12 protein-coding genes are annotated in these 17,153 nt (G+C 73.6%); 6 read left to right on the top strand and 6 right to left on the bottom strand.

All coding sequences use genetic code 11. The features are described 5' to 3' along the window. Positions 1-90: 90 nt before the first annotated feature. Genes D7294_RS27295 through D7294_RS27285 form a run of 3 tightly spaced genes read right to left on the bottom strand, consistent with a single transcriptional unit; the run spans position 91 to position 2,054 of the window. Complete coding sequence (locus tag D7294_RS27295; RefSeq protein WP_120684442.1) at positions 91-969, bottom strand: Fpg/Nei family DNA glycosylase; 879 nt, start codon at positions 967-969, stop codon at positions 91-93. Positions 970-976: 7 nt separating this feature from the next. Beyond that, entirely contained in the window at positions 977-1,453 is a 477-nt protein-coding gene (locus D7294_RS27290; RefSeq protein WP_120684440.1) for a ribose-5-phosphate isomerase, read from the bottom strand. 28 nt (positions 1,454-1,481) lie between these two features. Continuing rightward, complete coding sequence (locus tag D7294_RS27285) at positions 1,482-2,054, bottom strand: biotin transporter BioY (RefSeq protein WP_120684438.1); 573 nt, start codon at positions 2,052-2,054, stop codon at positions 1,482-1,484. 214 nt (positions 2,055-2,268) lie between these two features. On the opposite strand from D7294_RS27285, the gene D7294_RS27280 reads away from it, so the two are divergent. After that, positions 2,269-2,919, top strand: a complete 651-nt coding sequence (locus tag D7294_RS27280; protein ID WP_120684487.1) for a superoxide dismutase — start codon at positions 2,269-2,271, stop codon at positions 2,917-2,919. A gap of 235 nt (positions 2,920-3,154) precedes the next feature. Here the strand turns inward: D7294_RS27280 and D7294_RS27275 are convergent, their stop codons facing one another. Continuing rightward, complete coding sequence (locus D7294_RS27275) at positions 3,155-3,805, bottom strand: mycothiol-dependent nitroreductase Rv2466c family protein (protein WP_120684436.1); 651 nt, start codon at positions 3,803-3,805, stop codon at positions 3,155-3,157. A gap of 371 nt (positions 3,806-4,176) precedes the next feature. Between D7294_RS27275 and pepN (D7294_RS27270) the strand changes: the two genes are divergently transcribed. The 5 genes from pepN (D7294_RS27270) (at position 4,177) to cutA (ending at position 14,731) form a co-directional block, all read left to right on the top strand. After that, the gene (gene pepN / locus D7294_RS27270) at positions 4,177-6,804 is read left to right on the top strand and encodes an aminopeptidase N (protein ID WP_120684434.1); all 2,628 of its coding nucleotides are present in this window, start codon (positions 4,177-4,179) and stop codon (positions 6,802-6,804) included. 128 nt (positions 6,805-6,932) lie between these two features. After that, positions 6,933-7,922: a hypothetical protein gene (locus D7294_RS27265; RefSeq protein WP_120684432.1), complete on the top strand. Its 990-nt coding sequence runs from the start codon at positions 6,933-6,935 to the stop codon at positions 7,920-7,922. A gap of 202 nt (positions 7,923-8,124) precedes the next feature. Further along, positions 8,125-11,493 carry a S8 family serine peptidase gene (locus D7294_RS27260; protein ID WP_120684430.1) on the top strand — a complete coding sequence of 1,123 codons (3,369 nt, stop codon included), beginning with the start codon at positions 8,125-8,127 and terminating at the stop codon, positions 11,491-11,493. Between the two features lie 247 nt (positions 11,494-11,740). After that, positions 11,741-14,320, top strand: coding sequence for an aminopeptidase N (gene pepN / locus D7294_RS27255; RefSeq protein ID WP_120684428.1), 2,580 nt, complete (start codon positions 11,741-11,743; stop codon positions 14,318-14,320). Between the two features lie 84 nt (positions 14,321-14,404). Then, complete coding sequence (cutA, locus tag D7294_RS27250; protein WP_120684486.1) at positions 14,405-14,731, top strand: divalent-cation tolerance protein CutA; 327 nt, start codon at positions 14,405-14,407, stop codon at positions 14,729-14,731. Between the two features lie 116 nt (positions 14,732-14,847). On the opposite strand, the gene D7294_RS27245 is transcribed toward cutA, so the two are convergent. Together D7294_RS27245 and D7294_RS27240 are read right to left on the bottom strand one after the other, a co-directional pair. Beyond that, positions 14,848-16,029, bottom strand: a complete 1,182-nt coding sequence (locus tag D7294_RS27245) for a helix-turn-helix domain-containing protein (RefSeq protein WP_120684426.1) — start codon at positions 16,027-16,029, stop codon at positions 14,848-14,850. Between the two features lie 145 nt (positions 16,030-16,174). Next, positions 16,175-16,585, bottom strand: a complete 411-nt coding sequence (locus D7294_RS27240; protein WP_120684424.1) for a hypothetical protein — start codon at positions 16,583-16,585, stop codon at positions 16,175-16,177. Between the last annotated feature and the right edge of the window lie 568 nt (positions 16,586-17,153).

Genomic DNA, 17,153 nt, shown 5'->3' with positions numbered 1-17,153 from the left:
CCACGCTCGCATCAGCACCCCGCCCTCACCGCCCCGACACGCCCCTGGTGAGGCCAGAGCATACGGTCAGCGGCCGACAAACGCGCCAACTCAGCGTGATTCGGCGGAAGTTCGTTTGCCGGGGCGGCTGTTGGGCGCGCCCTGGGCCCCGGGCGGCTGACAGGCGGGGCACCAGAAGAGGTTGCGGGCGGCGAGGGTGGCGGTGCGCACCTCGGTGCCGCACACCAGGCAGGGCTGCCCGGCCCTGCGGTAGACGTAGACCTCCCCGCCGTGGTCGTCCACGCGGGGCGGGCGGCCCATGGCCTCGGGGGTGTGCTCGGGCCTGACGGTGTCGATGCGGTTGTGCCTGGCGCCCTCGCGCATCAGGGCGGCGAGGTCGGCCCAGAGGGCCTCCCAGGCGGCGCGGCCGAGGGCGCGGCCGGGGAGGTAGGGGTCGATGCCCTGCCGGAAGAGGACCTCGGCCCGGTACACGTTGCCGGCCCCCGCGATCACCTTCTGGTCCATCAGCAGGGCGGCGAGGCTGGTGCGGGCGGCGGCGAGGCGGCGCCAGGCGCGTTCCGGGTCGGCGTCGGGGCGCAGCGGGTCGGGGCCGAGCCTGGCGGCGATGGCGAGCCGCTCCTCCTCGGCGACGAGGGCGCAGGCGTTCGGGCCGCGCAACTCGGCGTAGCCCTCGGCGCTCGCGAGCCTGAGCCTGACCTGGCCCACCGGGGCGGGCGCGGTGCCGCTGCCGAAGGCGACCTTGCCGTACAGGCCGAGGTGGATGTGGACCCAGCCGGTGGCCGCCGGGTCGCCGAAGCCGAGGAACAGGTGCTTGCCGTGTGCCTGGGCGGCCGTCAGGGGCAGCCCGTCGAGGAGGGCGGCGCCCTCGGCGAACCTGCCCTGGGGGCTGTCCACCCGCACCGGCCGGCCGCCGCCGAAGGCGGCCTCGAACCGCGCCGCCAGGTGGTGGATGGTGTGGCCTTCCGGCATCCCGCGGTCAGTTCCCGTCGGGCAGCGGGGGCAGGATGCCCTCGGTCTCGTAGGCGGTGAGCATGTCGATGCGGCGGCTGTGCCGCCCGGCCCCCGAGTAGGCGGTGGTGAGGAAGACCGCGACGAAGGAGGTGGCCTCGTCGGTGCTGTGCATGCGGGCGCCGACGCTGAGCACGTTGGCGTCGTTGTGCTCGCGGCCGAGGCGCGCGGTCTCCTCGCTCCAGGCGAGTGCGCAGCGCACGCCCTTGACCTTGTTGGCCGCGATGGCCTCGCCGTTGCCCGAGCCGCCGATGACGACGCCGAGCGCACCGGGGTCGGCCGCGGTGCGCTCGGCGGCGCGCAGGCAGAAGGGCGGGTAGTCGTCGTCCGCGTCGAAGGCGTGCGGGCCGCAGTCGACCGGCTCGTGGCCGTGGCCGGAGAGCCAGTCGATCAGGTGGGCCTTGAGTTCGTAACCGGCGTGGTCGGAACCGAGGTAGACGCGCATGCCCCCGAGTCTGTCATGCGGCTTTTTCTCAGGCCCGCCCGGCCAGGCGCCAGGCGGCGGGCAGGGCGCCCATGGCGAGGGCGGCCTTGAGGGCGTCGCCGAACAGGAAGGGCGTCAGGCCCGCGTCCACGGCGGCCGCGGCCGACATGCCGGTGTCCAGGGCGAGGTAGGTCACGCCGAAGGCGTAGATGACGGCGGTGCCCACGGCCATGGTGCCGACGGTGCGCAGGGCGGTGCGGTCGCCGCCGCGGCGGGCGAGGGCGCCGACGAGGGCCGCGGCCACGGTCATGCCGATGACGTAGCCGAAGGAGGGGGCGCCCGAGCCGGAGGAGCCCTCGGCGAACCAGGGCGCGCCGGCGACCCCGGCCAGCGTGTACAGCAGCATCGACAGCAGGCCGCGGCCGGTGCCGAGCGAGGCGCCGACGAGCAGGGCGGCGAAGGTCTGCCCGGTGACGGGGACCGGGGAGCCGGGGACGGGGAGGGACAGCTGGGCGGCCGCGCCGGTCAGCGCGGCTCCGCCGACGATCAGCGCGGCGTCCCGCACCCGGGCCCTCGGCAGGGTGGCGGCGGGCACGAGGTCGGCGAGAACGGCGGTGCTCATGAGGCAACTCCCTGGCGTGACGAGGCGTTTTGGCCGGCTCCTCGACGTTAGCCGACCCGCCGCCGCCTCCGGCCGTGACGTTCGCGACATGCCCGGGTCCCGCCGGGCCGCCCGCGGGGCCGCCCGCGGAGCGGGGCGGCGCGGGGCAGGCGCGGCTTGTTGCTGATAGCGTGTTATTGCAATCGACTCGCAATTAGTGGAGATGGGCAACGGCATGGCGACGCACCCCACGTACACCCTCCCCGAGCTCCCCTACGACTACGCGGCGCTGGAGCCGGTGATCAGCGGGGAGATCATCGAGCTGCACCACGACAAGCACCACGCGGGCTACGTGAAGGGGGCGAACGACACCCTGGAGCAGCTGGCGCAGGCGCGGGAGAAGGACGCCTGGGCGGCGATCAACGGCCTGGAGAAGAACCTGGCCTTCCACCTCTCCGGCCACATCCTGCACTCGATCTACTGGGGCAACATGAGCGGCGACGGCGGCGGGGAGCCGCTGGAGAAGGACGGCACCGGGGAGCTGGCCGACGCGCTCGCGGAGTCCTTCGGCTCCTTCGCCCGCTTCAAGGCGCAGCTGTCCAAGGCCGCGGCGACCACCCAGGGCTCGGGCTGGGGCGTGCTGGCCTACGAGCCGGTCAGCGGCCGACTCGTGGTGGAGCAGGTGTACGACCACCAGGGCAACGTCGGCCAGGGCGCGGTGCCGCTGCTGGTCTTCGACGCCTGGGAGCACGCCTTCTACCTGCAGTACCGCAACCAGAAGGTCGACTTCGTCGAGGCGATGTGGCGGGTGGTGAACTGGCAGGACGTGGCGGCCCGTTACGCCGCGGCGCGGGAGCGCGCCGCGGGCCTGCTGCTCGCCCCCTGAGCCCGGCGCCCACGGCCGGGCGCACGGCCCCGGGAGGTGCGGGGCGCGGCCGGGCCCGCGGCCGTCCCCGCCCCACGCTCCCCGGCCGCCCGATCGTCTTCTCAGCCCCTCCCGGGGCGGGCGGCGCGGGGCAGGGAGCGGCCCCCGCGCGGAGGCGTCGCGCGGGGGCCCTTCCTTGCTGCGGGGACCGGCGGGCGGGCGCCGGGTGCGCGCACCGGACGCCCGCCGGCGGGCGTCAGTCGAACTGCGGGCCGACGTCCCTGGTCCGCTTGATCTCGTAGAAGCCGGGGGTCGAGGCGACCAGCAGCGTGCCGTCCCACAGGCGGGCCGCCGCCTCCCCCTTCGGCGCGGGGGTCACCACGGGGCCGAAGAAGGCGATCGGGGAGCCGTCCGCGCCAGGCACCGAGATCACCGGGGTGCCGACGTCCTGCCCGACCAGGTCGATGCCCGTCTTGTGCGAGGCGCGGACCTGCTCGTCCCACTCCGTCGAGTCGGCAGCGTCGGCGAGATCCGCGGGCAGCCCGGCCGCGACCAGCGCCTCGGCCAGGGTCTCCTTGCTGTTCTCCCGGCCCTGCGGGTGGAAGCGGGTGCCGATCTCGGTGTAGAGGCGGCCGAGCACCTCGTTGCCGTGCCGCTGCTCGGCGGCGATGCACACCCGCACCGGGCCCCAGCCCGTCTCCATCAACTTCACGTACCGCTCGGGCAGTTCGTTCAGGCGCGGCTCGTTGAGCACCGAGAGGCTCATCACATGCCAGCGGACCTCGACCGGCCTGACCTTCTCCACCTCCAGCATCCACCGGGAGGTCATCCACGCCCAGGGGCAGAGCGGGTCGAACCAGAAGTCGGCAGGCGTCTTCTCCGGCGCTTCGGTCGCCTTGTCGGTCATGAACTGCTCCTCGTCACTACGCGCATGCGGTCGCTGCGGAATTCGGGCCGTTGCCGCGGCAACGCGGCCGGGCCCCCCGGCATTCCGCCCGGCGCCCGGCATTCCGCCCGGCGTCGGCGCCGTCGCGCCACGCCGCCCGAATGCGTGCCGCCGCGGGCCCGTGACATGCTGACACGCGCCCACCGTGATATCAGGCCGCGCCGTTCGGATCTTCGTGGGGCCGCGCCGCCGGCCACGGCACCTCGCGGCCTTGCCGCATCGCGCGCGTACGGACACGTACGAGCTGCGATGCTCCGCCGTGCGAGGCACCGCATCCGACGACGCGGCCTGATCCACGAAGATCCACACGACACGACCTGAGGGAGCGCACCGTGCCAGGAGAGAACCTGACCCGCGACGAGGCCCGCGAGCGCGGGCGGCTGCTGACCGTGCACGGCTACGAGGTCGCCCTCGACCTGCGCTCGGCGACCGGGCCCGCCGGCGGGGACGGCGGGCCGCGCACCTTCCGCTCCACCACCACCATCCGCTTCGCCTGCGCCGAGGAGGGCGCCGCGAGTTTCGCCGACCTGCTCGCGCCCCGGGTGCACTCGGTCACGCTCAACGGCGAGGAGCTTCAGGTCGACAAGGTGTTCGACGGCAGCCGGATCGCGCTGCCGGGGCTGCGCCGGGAGAACGAGCTGGTCGTGGACGCCGCCTGCGCGTACAGCCACACCGGGGAGGGGCTGCACCACTTCACCGACCCGGAGGACGGCGAGGTCTACCTGTACACGCAGTACGAGCCCGCCGACGCCCGGCGCGTCTTCGCCGACTTCGAGCAGCCCGACCTCAAGGCGCCCTACGCCTTCCGGATCACCGCGCCCGCGCACTGGACCGTGCTCTCGAACGGGCGGGAGACCGCCCGCACCCCGCTGGCCGATCCGGCGTACGCCACCTGGGAGTTCGCCGTCACCCAGCCCATTTCGACGTACCTGACCTGCGTGCTCGCCGGCCCCTACCACCACGCGCGCGACCACTACACGCGCGAGCTTCCCGACGGCGGCACCCTGGAGATCCCGCTCGGCGCGCTGTGCCGCAAGGGCCTGGCGCGGCACTTCGACCCCGAGGAGATCTTCGCCCTCACCAAGGCCGGCCTCGACTTCTTCCACGACACCTTCCGCTACCCCTACCCCTTCGGCAAGTACGACCAGGCGTTCGTGCCCGAGTACAACCTGGGCGCGATGGAGAACCCGGGCCTGGTCACCTTCCGCGAGGAGTACGTCTTCCGGGGCCGGACGACCCGCGCCGCCTACCAGGGCCGGGCCAACACCCTGCTGCACGAGATGGCGCACATGTGGTTCGGCGACCTGGTCACCATGGAGTGGTGGGACGACCTGTGGCTGAAGGAGTCCTTCGCCGACTTCATGGGGGCCTTCGCGGTGGTGGAGGCGACCCGCTTCCACGAGGGCTGGATCACCTTCGCCAACCGCCGCAAGGCGTGGGCCTACCGGGCCGACCAGCTGCCCTCCACGCACCCGATCACGGCCGACATCCGCGACCTGCAGGACGCCAAGCTCAACTTCGACGGCATCACCTACGCCAAGGGCGCCGGCGTGCTCAAGCAGCTCGTCGCCTACGTGGGGCGCGAGGCATTCTTCGAGGGCGCCCGCCGCTATTTCGCGCGCCACGCCTTCGGCAACACGCGCCTGGAGCACCTGCTCGCCGTGCTCCAGGAGACCTCGGGACGCGACATGGCGGAGTGGTCCGCGGCCTGGCTCCAGACCGCCGGGCTCAACACCCTCACCCCCGAGCTCGCCTACGACGCCGAGGGCCGCGTCCGCGAGCTGGCCATCCGCCAGACGGCCCCCGCCGAGCACCCCACGCTGCGGCCGCACCGCGTCGCCGTCGGCCTCTACCGGAGCGCGGGCGAGGGCGGGCCGCTGGAGCGCTACCTGCGGGCCGAGGCGGACGTGCGGGGCGAGCGGACCGTGGTGGCCGAGTTCGCCGGCGCCGAGCGGCCCGATCTCGTCCTGGTCAACGACGAGGACCTGACGTTCTGCAAGACCCGCTTCGACCCGGTGTCGCTCGGCACGCTGCGCGGCCGTCTCGGCGACCTCACCGACCCGCTGGCGCGCGCCCTGTGCTGGTCCGCGCTGTGGAACCTGACCCGGGACGCCGTGCTGCCCGCGCGGGACTTCCTCGCCCTGGTGCGGGACTTCGCCGGGCGCGAGACGGAGATCGGGGTGCTCCAGATGGTGCACGCCTGGGCGCGCGACGCGCTCGGCTCCTACACCGCCCCGGCCAGGCGGCAGGCCGCAGGAGGCGAGCTGGCCGCCGCCGCCCTCGCCGAGCTGCGGCGGGCGGCGCCCGGCGGCGACCACCAGCTGGCCTGGGCGCGGTTCTTCGCCGGCTGCGCCGCCACGGAGGCCGACTTCGCGCTGCTCCAGGGCCTGCTTGCGGGCGAGGAACGCATCGAGGGCCTGGAGGTGGACCAGGAGCTGCGCTGGCTGTTCCTCGAACCCCTGGCCGCCGCGGGCCTGGCCGGCGAGGCGGAACTCGCGGCCGAGCTGGCCGGGGACGACACCGCATCGGGCCGGCGCCACCAGGTGCGCTGCCTGGCCGCCCGGCCCTCGGCCGAGGTCAAGGAGCGGGCCTGGGCCGAGGTGGTGGACTCCGACCGGCTGTCCAACGCGCTGGTGGAGGCGACCCTCGACGGCTTCGCGCAGCGCGGGCAGGAACACCTGCTCGCGCCCTTCGCCGAGCGGTACTTCGCGGCCCTGGAGCGGGTCTGGGCGGAGCGCAGCATCGAGATCGCCATGTCCGTCGTCCGCGGGCTCTACCCGCAGCAGGGCGCCGACCGGGGCACGCTCGACGCGACCGCGGCCTGGTTGGTCACCCACCCGGACGCGCCCCCGGCGCTGCGCCGGCTCGTGCGGGAGGCGGAGTCCGACCTGGCGCGGGCCCTGCGCGCCCAGGAGCGGGACGCCGACCCGGCCGGAGTGGGCGACGTTCCCCTCGGATGAGGCGCCGGACGGTCCCGCCGGAGAGCTCTCCGGAGAGCTTTGCCGAATAATTCCGCCGTCTTGTCCCGGTTTGCCGACGGCTCTGTAACGAAGGTGGGGCGGGGGCCGCGGCGGGGAAGTGCCGGGGCATGAACGACGACACTCGCCGCATTCCTCGCCCTCTGCACCAACTCGCCCACAAGCCCCTCCTGGTGATGACGGCCCAGGAACTGCGCGAGCACGGGGTCCCGGCCGCGGCGGCGCACGAGCGGTGCCGCCCCGGCGGGCCCTGGCAGATGCCGCTGCCCGGGGTGTTCCTGCTGCGGCCGGGGCCGCCCACCGCGGAGGAACTGCTGCGGGCGGTGCTGCGCTACGCCGGCGGCCGGGACGGGGAGACGGTGGTCACCGGGCCGGCGGCGCTCGCCCTGCACGGGTTCAGCGGGGTGCCGCCGCTCACCGCCCTGGACCGGGTGGACGTGCTGGTGCCCAGCACCCGGCGGCTGCGTTCCGCCGGCTGCGCCCGGATCGTGCGCACCCACCTCCTGCCCCGGCCGGTGCGGCTGGCCGGCGTGCCGGTGGCGCCGGTCCCCCGGGCGCTCGCCGACGCGGTGGCCGGGGCGCCGGAGGGGCCGGCGGCGGGCCCGCTGCTGCACGAGGCGGTGCGCGGCGGCCACTGCGCGGCGGCGGAGCTGATCGCGGAACTGGCCGGGGCGCGGCTGCTGGACCACCCGCGGATCGCGGGCGCGGTGGACACGCTGCTCGCCGAGGGCCGGGCGGTGGCGGAGGAGCGGCTGCTTGACGCGGTGCGTCTGGGCCGGCTGCCCGACCCGTGCTGGAACGTCGACCTGTGGCTGCCCGGCGGCCCGCGCCTCGGCTCGGTCGACGCCTACTGGCCCGGGCCCGCGGTCGGCGTGCGGATCGACGCCGGGCCGCCGCGGCCCCAGGAACCGGCCGCGCTGCGCAGGCTGGCCGGGCTGGGCGTGGAGGTGGTGCGGCTCACCGCGCGGGCGCTGTGCGCGGACGCCGCGGGCCAGGCCGAGGCGCTGCGCGCGGCGCTGCGGCGCGCCTCGGGGCGGGGCGGGCCCGAGGGGAGGCGGGCGCGGACGGCGGCCTCCCGGCTGGTGGTGCTGCCGCGCTGAGCGCCCGGGAGGCGGCGGGGCCGACACCGGGAGGGGCAGGGGAAATGAGGGGGAATCAGCCGGAACCGGCACACCACACGACGCGCGACACGCAAACGTTACTGACAGGAATGCGACAAGCTCCCGCCCAAGCCCCCCAATACTTTCATCACTTCCGTATGATAACCGGTCATCCTGCTCAGGATTCCCGACAAGGATGCCCATGTCATTGAGACCACCCCACAGACCTCTACGCGCGTCCGCACCCGATGCGTTCCGGCGTGCAGAACCGGACCACGCGCCCCCGTCCCTGCCGCGGACGCTGTCCCGGCTCGCGCTGGCCACCGGCCTCGCCGCCTCCCTCGCGCTCACCGGGGCGCTCCCGGCCCTCGCCGACGGCACGGCGCCGCCCTCCCCGGGGGCCGTTCCCGACAAGCCGCTCGGTGAGAAGTTCGGCACCCGCGACGCCACGCTCCTCGCCCAGGCGCGGGAGAGCGGCGAGCGCTACGTCACGATGATGATCGCCGCGGAGCCCGGCGAGACCGCGGGCGTCGTCGACGCCCTCGACTCCGTCTCCGGCGCCTCGGTCGGCTACACCGAGGACGAGATCGGCTACGTCCGCGTCACCGTGCCCACCAGCCGCGCCGAGGACGCGATCGACACGGCGGGCGGCCTCTCCTCCGTCTACGCCATCGACATGAACGAGGAGATCCAGCTCCCCGACCCCCGCCCCGAGTCGAACGGCGGGCGCGGCGGCCACTCCGGCCGGAGCTACGAGGCCCCGGACGAGGACACCCCCGCGGACAACCCGTACCAGCCCGCGGCCGACACCGGCGCCATCGACTTCGTCGAGGACCACCCGCAGGCCGACGGGCGCGGGGTCACCATCGGCATCCTGGACACCGGCGTCGACCTGGCGCACCCCGCGCTGCAGGAGACCACCACCGGCGAGCGCAAGATCGTCGACTGGGTCACCGCGACCGACCCGATCCTCGACGGCGACGGCACCTGGCGGCCCATGGTCACCGAGGTCTCGGGCGACAGCTTCGCCTACGGCGACCGCACCTACACCGCCCCCGAGGGCGACTACCTGATCAGCACCTTCAAGGAGGCCGTCGCCGTCGGCGAGGTCGGCGGCGACGTCAACCGGGACGGCGACACCACCGACAGCTGGGGCCTGCTGTACGACCCCGAGGCCGGCACCGTCCGCGTCGACCTCGACGACGACGGCGACTTCGGCGACGAGGACGCCCTCCGGCCCTACGGCGAGGACCACCAGATCGGCCACTTCGGCACCGACGACCCGGACACCGCGATCGCCGAGGCCATCCCGTTCGTCGTGGAGATCCGCGAGGACGTCCCGATGGACCCCTACGGCGGCGACTGGGTCGGCCAGACCAGGGACTTCGTCAACATCGGCATCGTCTCCGGCGAGCACGGCACCCACGTGGCCGGCATCACCGCGGCCAACGGCCTGTTCGGCGGCGAGATGCGCGGCGCCGCGCCCGGCGCGCAGCTGGTCTCGGCCCGCGCCTGCACCTTCGCCGGCGGCTGCACGGCCACCGCGCTCACCGAGGGCATGATCGACCTCGTGGTCAACCGCCACGTGGACGTCGTCAACGTCTCCATCGGCGGCCTGCCCGCCCTCAACGACGGCAACAACGCCCGCGCCCACCTCTACACCGAGCTGATCGACACCTACGGCGTGGAGCTGTTCATCTCGGCGGGCAACGACGGCCCCGGCACCAACACCATCAGCGACCCGGCCGTGGCCGACAAGGTCGTCAGCGTCGGCGCCACCATCTCCCGCGAGACCTGGGCCGCCAACTACGGCTCCGAGGTCCGCACCGCCTACGCGATGCTGCCGTTCTCCTCGGCGGGACCGCGCGACGACGGCGGCTTCCAGCCGACGATCTCCGCGCCAGGCGCCGCCATCAACGCGGTGCCCACCTGGCTGCCCGGCGGCCCGGTCGCCGAGGCCGGCTACGACCTGCCGCCCGGCTACGCGATGCTCCAGGGCACCTCGATGGCCGCCCCGCAGGCCACCGGCGCCGCCGCCCTGCTGCTCTCCGCGGCCGGGCAGCGCGGCATCGACCTCTCCCCCGCCGACCTGCGCACGGCGCTCACCAGCTCCGCCGACCCGATCCGGGGCGTGCAGGCGCACGAGCAGGGCGCGGGCCTCATCGACACCGCGGCGGCCTGGCGGCTGATCACCCAGGGCGCCACGGCGCACGAGTACACCGTCCAGGCCCCGGTCGACCAGGCCATGTCCGACTACCTGGAGACCCCGGGCGTCGGCACCGGCGTCTACGACCGCGAGAGCGCCCCCGGCGTCGGCGAGCGGGAGAACTACGAGGTCACCCTCACCCGCACCACGGGCCCCGACCGCCCGGTCCGCCACCGTCTGGAGCTGGTGAACAACGACGACCACACCTTCCGGCTCAGCGGCTCGGGGAGCGTCTCGCTGCCGCTGAACCAGCCGGTGACGGTCACCGTGCAGGCCAGGCCGCAGTCGCTCGGCGTGCACAGCGCGATCCTCACGGTCGACGACCCGGCCACCCGGGGCACCGACCACCAGATCCTCAACACCGTCGTCGTCCCCGAGGAGCTGTCCGGGCCCTCCTTCGCGGTCTCCGACTCGGCACGGGTGCAGCGCAACGCCACCACGTCCTACTTCGTGACCGTCCCCGAGGGCACCAGGACCCTGGAGGTCGCGATGGACGGGCTGGCCGAGGACAGCCAGACCCGGTGGATCGCCATCACCCCCTGGGGCACGCCGGCCGACGACTCCGCGACCAACCTGTGCTACCCGCACTACAACCCGGACAACACCTGCCGTCCCGACCTGCGCTCCTACGCCGACCCGATCCCGGGCGTGTGGGAGATCGAGGTCGAGGCGCGGCGCACCTCGCCCGAGCTGAACAACCCGTACACCGTCACCGCCACCGCACTCGGCGCCACCTTCGACCCCGAGACGCGGACCATCGAGGAGGCCCAGCCGGGCACTCCGGTGCCGGTGGACTGGGAGGTCACCAACGACTTCGCGCCGGTGGCCGGCTCGCTCACCTCGGGGCAGCTCGGCTCGGCCCGCGTCGAGACCGTCGAGATCGCGGACGGCGACGTGCTCACCTACGAGGTGGAAGTCGGCGAGGACGTCTCGCAGTTGGAGGCCGTCATCGGCTCCGCGGCCGACCCGGGCGCCGACCTCGACCTGTACGTCTACGCCGAGGACGGCTCGCTCGTGGGCCAGTCGACCACCTCCTCCGCCGAGGAGGCGGTCCGCCTGGCCGACCCGGAGCCCGGCACGTACACCGTCGAGGTGGACGCGTACGCGGTGCCCGCGGGCAGCACGACCTTCAGCTACCGCGACGCCTACCTCAGCCCCTCGCTCGGCTCCGTCGCGGTCGACGGGGACCAGGTGTTCGAGCTGGGGACCGGCGACTCGGCCGAGGTCCAGGCCGAGGTCACCGTCGCCCAGGCGGCCGCCGAGGCCGGCGAGGGACGGCAGATCTTCGGCGAGGTCCACCTGGTCAACGCGGCGGGCACGGTGACCGGCACCGGCCGCGTCACCATCGAGCACCTCGCCGAATAACCCCGGGGCAGACACCGGGTGGGCGCCGCGGGGACCGGGCGCCCACCCACCGGGCGCCCGGGCGAACCGGGCAGATCCGGCAGGGGCCGCTCCCCCGGGAGCGGCAGGCACCGACCCGCAGGGGCGGGCGGGCGGCTCGCGGCCGTCCGCCCGCCCCTGCGGCGTGGGGCGTGCGAGGATTGCGTGGCTACGCCACGGCTGTCCGCGGACACGACAGGCAGAGACATCAGACAGACGGGAGCACCACGTGCCTGGCACGAATCTGACCCGGGAAGAGGCGAGGCAGCGGGCCCAGCTGCTCAGCGTGGACAGTTACGACATCGCGCTCGACATCTCGGGCGCCCAGGACGGCGGAACGTTCCGCTCCGAGACCACCGTCCGCTTCACCGCCCGCGCGGCCGGGGAGACCTTCGCCGACCTGATCGCCCCCGCGGTGCACGAGGTGGTGCTCAACGGCACCCCCCTCGACCCCGCCGAGGTCTTCGCCGACTCCCGGATCGCGCTGCCCGCGGTGGCCGAGGGCGCCAACGAGCTGCGGGTCGTCGCCGACTGCGCCTACACCAACACCGGCGAGGGCCTGCACCGTTCCGTCGACCCGGTCGACAAGCAGGCGTACCTGTACACGCAGTTCGAGGTCCCCGACGCCCGCCGGGTCTACGCCTGTTTCGAACAGCCCGACCTCAAGGCCACCTTCGCCTTCACCGTGACCGCGCCGGCCGGCTGGCAGGTCATCTCCAACTCCCCCACGCCCGAGGGCGCCGAGGGGCCCGGGGGCACGGTGTGGCAATTCGCCCCCACGCCCCGCATCTCCACCTACGTCACCGCCCTGATCGCGGGCCCCTACCACGCCGTCCACAGCACCTGGGAGGGCGAGGGCCGCAGCGTGCCGCTGGGCCTGTACTGCCGCCCCTCGCTGGCCGAACACCTCGACGCCGAGGCCATCTTCGAGGTCACCAGGCAGGGCTTCGACTGGTACCAGGAGAAGTTCGACTACCCCTACCCCTTCGCCAAGTACGACCAGCTGTTCGTTCCCGAGTTCAACGCGGGCGCGATGGAGAACGCGGGCGCCGTCACCATCCGCGACCAGTACGTCTTCCGCTCCAAGGTGACCGACGCGGCCTACGAGGCGCGGGCGGAGACGATCCTGCACGAGCTGGCCCACATGTGGTTCGGCGACCTGGTCACCATGGAGTGGTGGAACGACCTGTGGCTGAACGAGTCGTTCGCCACCTACACCTCGCTGGCCTGCCAGGCGCACGCCCCCGGCAGCAGCTGGCCCCACGCCTGGACGACCTTCGCCAACCAGCTCAAGACCTGGGCGTACCGGCAGGACCAACTCCCCTCCACCCACCCGGTGATGGCCGAGATCAGGGACCTGGACGACGTCCTGGTCAACTTCGACGGCATCACCTACGCCAAGGGCGCGAGCGTCCTCAAGCAGCTGGTCGCCTACGTCGGCATGGACGAGTTCTTCCGCGGCGTGCGCACCTACTTCAAGCGCCACGAGTGGTCCAACACCACGCTCACCGACCTGCTGACCGCCCTGGAGGAGACCAGCGGCCGCGACCTGTCGGCCTGGTCGAAGGCGTGGCTGGAGACCGCCGGGATCAACGTCCTGCGCCCGGAGATCGCCGTGGACGGCGCCGGGGTGATCACCGAGGCGGCCATCAGGCAGGAGGCGCCGCCGCTGCCCGCGGGCGCGAAGGGCGAGCCGACGCTGCGCCCGCACCGCATCGCGATCGGCCTCTACGAGCTGCGCGAGGGCGCCCTGGTGCGCACCGACCGGATCGAGCTGGACGTGGACGGGGAGCTGACGAAGGTCCCCGCGCTGGACGGCCGCCCCCGCCCCGACGTGCTGCTCCTCAACGACGACGACCTCACCTACGCCAAGGTGCGCCTCGACCCCGACTCGGCCGCCGTCGTGGCCCGGCACCTGGGCGACTTCGCCGAGTCGCTGCCGCGCGCCCTGTGCTGGTCCTCGGCCTGGGACATGACCCGGGACGCCGAGATGGCCACCCGCGACTACCTGTCGCTCGTGCTCTCCGGCATCGGCAAGGAGACCGACATCGGCGTGGTGCAGACGCTGCACCGCCAGGTGGCGCTCGCCCTGGACTCCTACGCGGCCCCCGCCTGGCGCGAGACGGGGCTGCGAACCTGGGCGCAGGCCACGGTCGAGCACCTGCGGGCCGCCGAGCCCGGCAGCGACCACCAGCTGGCCTGGGCCAGGGCCCTGGCGGCGGTGGCCCGCACCGAGGAGCAACTCGCCCTGCTGGCCGGGCTGCTCGACGGCAGCGAGACCATCGAGGGCCTCACCGTCGACACCGAGCTCCGCTGGGCCCTGCTGCAGCGGCTCGCGGCCACCGGCCGGGCGGACGAGCCGGAGATCGCGGCCGAGCTGGCCAGGGACGCCACCGCGGCCGGCGAGCGCCACGCGGCCACCGCGCGGGCCGCCCGGCCCACCGCGGAGGCCAAGGCAGCGGCCTGGGCCGAGGTGGTGGAGGGCGACAGGCTGCCGAACGCGGTCCAGGAGGCGGTCATCGGCGGCTTCGTGCAGGCGGACCAGCGGGAGCTGCTCGCCCCCTACACGGCCAAGTACTTCGCGGCGCTGAAGGGCGTCTGGGAGTCCCGCAGCCACGAGATGGCCCAGCAGGTGGCCGTCGGCCTCTACCCCTCCATCCAGGCCACCCGCGAGACCCTGGAGGCCACCGACGCCTGGCTGGCGACCGCCGAGCCGACCGCGGCCCTGCGCCGCCTGGTCACCGAGGCCAGGGCGGGCGTGGAACGCGCCCTCCGCGCCCAGGCCGCCGACGCAGCCGCCACCTCCTGACCCGGGACCCCCTCCGCCCCGTCCGGGGGCGGAGGGGGATGGGTCACAAGGCCCTCCGGCATTCCCGTGGCTAGGCTCGTCCGCATGGCTGAGTACCTACAGGTGGCCACGGCCACGGAGACCCGCGACGACGCCGTGAAGCTGGCGCAGTCGGTTGTGGCGGCCCGGTTGGCGGCCGGTGCGCAGATCGTCGGTCCGGTGGTCTCGGTGTTCTGGCATCAAGGCGCGTTCGGTACCGGCGAAGAGTGGCAGCTCTTGTTCAAGACCCGCGCTGACCGGTATGCCGCGCTGGAAGCGCACCTGCTGGACCACCACCCATGGAAGAACCCGGAGGTCTCGGCAGTGCCGCTCACCGGGGCAGCGGGGTACTTGCGCTGGATCGACAACACCACCGGGAAGGACGCGGACTGACCCGTCACGCCCTGGCCCGTGCCGTGTACGGACCGTCGGCGCCGAGGAAGTCATGCCTGCGCCGTGGCCGCCTCAACGGCAGTTCCAGCGCCTCGAAGCGGACCTACCACAGCGGGTCACAGCGATAGGCGGACAACACCGGCCAGCTGCTGCATCTCCGGCGTCAGTGTCCGCCGCCGTTCGGTGATCAGCTGCACCACATCCCGCGCGTACCGCTGATGCGAGAACCACTGCGGCGCGTCCTCGTGGATCTTGAGCAGCGTCGAGACCGCCGTGCCATGGCGTCGAGTCCGGGCGTGCGCATGCGCCACGTCCAGCAGATGCCGATTACGCGAGCCGTTGGTGGGGCTCATCTGCATGACACCGACCCGCGCGGACAGGCGCAGTACCTCGTCGGGGCGATCGCACACCATCGCGTACTCGGCACGCTGCATCCTGACGGCGCTCACCGCGAACGTGCGCATGAACCCCAACCGGCGCATCTGATGGGGACGCCCCGCCGCGACTGCCGCGGCCTCCGCCAGCTGCATCATGCCTTCCGCCTCGTCGGGACGGTTGTCCCGCCCGGCCGCGGCAGCGGCACGCAACAGCAGCCAGCCGTACATCGCGAGTTCGGTCGGGGTTGCCCGCGGGAACCGGGGCTCGATCTGATCGGCCCACCGTGTCGCCAACTCGATCACCTCGTTCACCCGGCCGCGGCGCAGCAGCAGCCAGCACCGCAGATCCACCGCGGCGACCGCGTAAGGCGTATCCGGCGCACCTCGCTCTGCTTGCGCCAGCGCCGTCTCGGCCAGGTCGTATTGCCGAGTCTGGGTCATCAGCTGAGCGGTCAGAGCCAGCGTCCTCATGCGCAGCGCAGCACCCTCCGGCGCGAGGCCGGCCAACGCGTGGGTGTCCCGAATGAGCCCGGGCAAGAGGGGCGCAAGGGCGGTGTAGTCAGTGCTGCGATAGATGCGCACTGCTGCTTCCACCCCTTCTTGGATGCCGCGGACCGTCGGAGCCTCGGCGATGTCGGTGGCAGTGTCGGCCAGCGCCTCGCGCACCCCACGCCATTCGGCCGGCGCCGCCGGCGCTTCGCGGTCGTCGCCATCGGTGGGAGCTGAGAGCAACGCGGAGGTCGTGGTTTCGAGGACGCGGGCGAGACGGTGCAGCGTTTCCAAACGAGTGTCCTGGCGCTCTCCCTGTTCCAGCTTCGTGATCAGGGAGTAGGAAACGCCCGAGTGACGGGCGAGTTCCCGCTGCGACAGGCCGGCGAGCTTGCGTGCCTCACGCAGCCTGTCCCCAAGAGAGGCAGACATGGCAGGATGGCTCCGTTCTGTCTAGACACCAGAACGGTACTCCTGACGGGCAGTCGGGAACAGCGAGCGTCCCCGGACGCGCAGCGACCCGGGTACGGGGCCCGCGGGCGCGGCCCGCATCGGGGCCGCCGTATGGGCCCCGCCGCTATGGGCCCGGCACGCGGGTGGTGCGGGTGAGTTCGACGGCGAGTTGGTTCGCGAGGAACCAGGGGGCGGCCGGGTGGCCGTAGGGCAGGTGGCCGTCCTCGCCCGCCGCCAGCCCGCCGCCGGGGTGCGGGGTGAAGGCGCCGCCGAAGACGCCCCACACGCGGGGCTTGCGGGAGCGCACGAACACCGGGTCGCCCAGGTAGGGGCAGTGCTGGGCGGCGAGGAGGGCGCACGGACCGCACACCGGCGGCTTCGTGCACAACAACCCCTCCGGCCAGCCCGGGATGTCGTCGGCCGGGCCGGGGCGGCGCAGTGCGAACAGCCAGCCCTTGCCGTTGCGGTCGGCCGGGCCGCCGCAGACCTGGCAGAGCAGTTCGAGCATGGCGCGCCGCTGCCGGGCGGGGTGCATGGCGCGGTAGTCCGGACGCCCTTCGGCGGGCGCCCGACCGACACGGGCCCACAACACGCCATGCCGGTCCCGGTCGTCTGGCGTCTCGTCCTCGTAGGCCAGCCCCCGGCCATCCCGGCGTACGGTCAGCGCCCCACCGGTGGCGATCAACTCACCACTCCAACGCGCGACATACGGCACGGGCAGCCGCTTCGGCCCCCAGAACAACGGCGTTCGGACGGGGACGGACACGAGTTCAAGTCCTCCGTGGGGCCGCCCTCGTCGAGTGGCGGGACGGCGCGGGATCACCGGCCGCCACCCGCGGCCGGCCACAAGGCATGGCAGGGGCAGGTGCACGGATCGAACGCGATCCCGTTCTGCGGCTCCGGCGGACGCGCCTGTGCCTGGCGGCAGTTCTCGCACCGCCGCCCGGCGCACTGCGGGGAGATGAAGCGGCCCGGGGGCGAAGAGGGAAAGCTGGTGTGGTTCGTCGTCATGGTCGACTCCTCTGGGGACGGAGTGACCCGACGCTAACGATGGGTGACCACGCGACTCCATCCACGAAGCGCGCCCGCCGTTCACCAGCCGC

The sequence above is a fragment of the Streptomyces hoynatensis genome (assembly GCF_003626535.1).
GTDB classification, from domain to species: domain Bacteria; phylum Actinomycetota; class Actinomycetes; order Streptomycetales; family Streptomycetaceae; genus Streptomyces; species Streptomyces hoynatensis.
This window is presented reverse-complemented; position numbering and strand designations above follow the sequence as displayed.

What these genes read in the sequence shown, in the direction of transcription:
- D7294_RS27295 (WP_120684442.1), bottom strand. Translation starts at nt 969, where the DNA reads ATGCCGGAAGGCCACACCATCCACCACCTGGCGGCGCGGTTCGAGGCC.
- D7294_RS27290 (WP_120684440.1), bottom strand. Translation starts at nt 1,453, where the DNA reads ATGCGCGTCTACCTCGGTTCCGACCACGCCGGTTACGAACTCAAGGCC.
- D7294_RS27285 (WP_120684438.1), bottom strand. Translation starts at nt 2,054, where the DNA reads ATGAGCACCGCCGTTCTCGCCGACCTCGTGCCCGCCGCCACCCTGCCG.
- D7294_RS27280 (WP_120684487.1), top strand. Translation starts at nt 2,269, where the DNA reads ATGGCGACGCACCCCACGTACACCCTCCCCGAGCTCCCCTACGACTAC.
- D7294_RS27275 (WP_120684436.1), bottom strand. Translation starts at nt 3,805, where the DNA reads ATGACCGACAAGGCGACCGAAGCGCCGGAGAAGACGCCTGCCGACTTC.
- D7294_RS27265 (WP_120684432.1), top strand. Translation starts at nt 6,933, where the DNA reads ATGAACGACGACACTCGCCGCATTCCTCGCCCTCTGCACCAACTCGCC.
- D7294_RS27260 (WP_120684430.1), top strand. Translation starts at nt 8,125, where the DNA reads ATGTCATTGAGACCACCCCACAGACCTCTACGCGCGTCCGCACCCGAT.
- cutA (WP_120684486.1), top strand. Translation starts at nt 14,405, where the DNA reads ATGGCTGAGTACCTACAGGTGGCCACGGCCACGGAGACCCGCGACGAC.
- D7294_RS27245 (WP_120684426.1), bottom strand. Translation starts at nt 16,029, where the DNA reads ATGTCTGCCTCTCTTGGGGACAGGCTGCGTGAGGCACGCAAGCTCGCC.
- D7294_RS27240 (WP_120684424.1), bottom strand. Translation starts at nt 16,585, where the DNA reads ATGCACCCCGCCCGGCAGCGGCGCGCCATGCTCGAACTGCTCTGCCAG.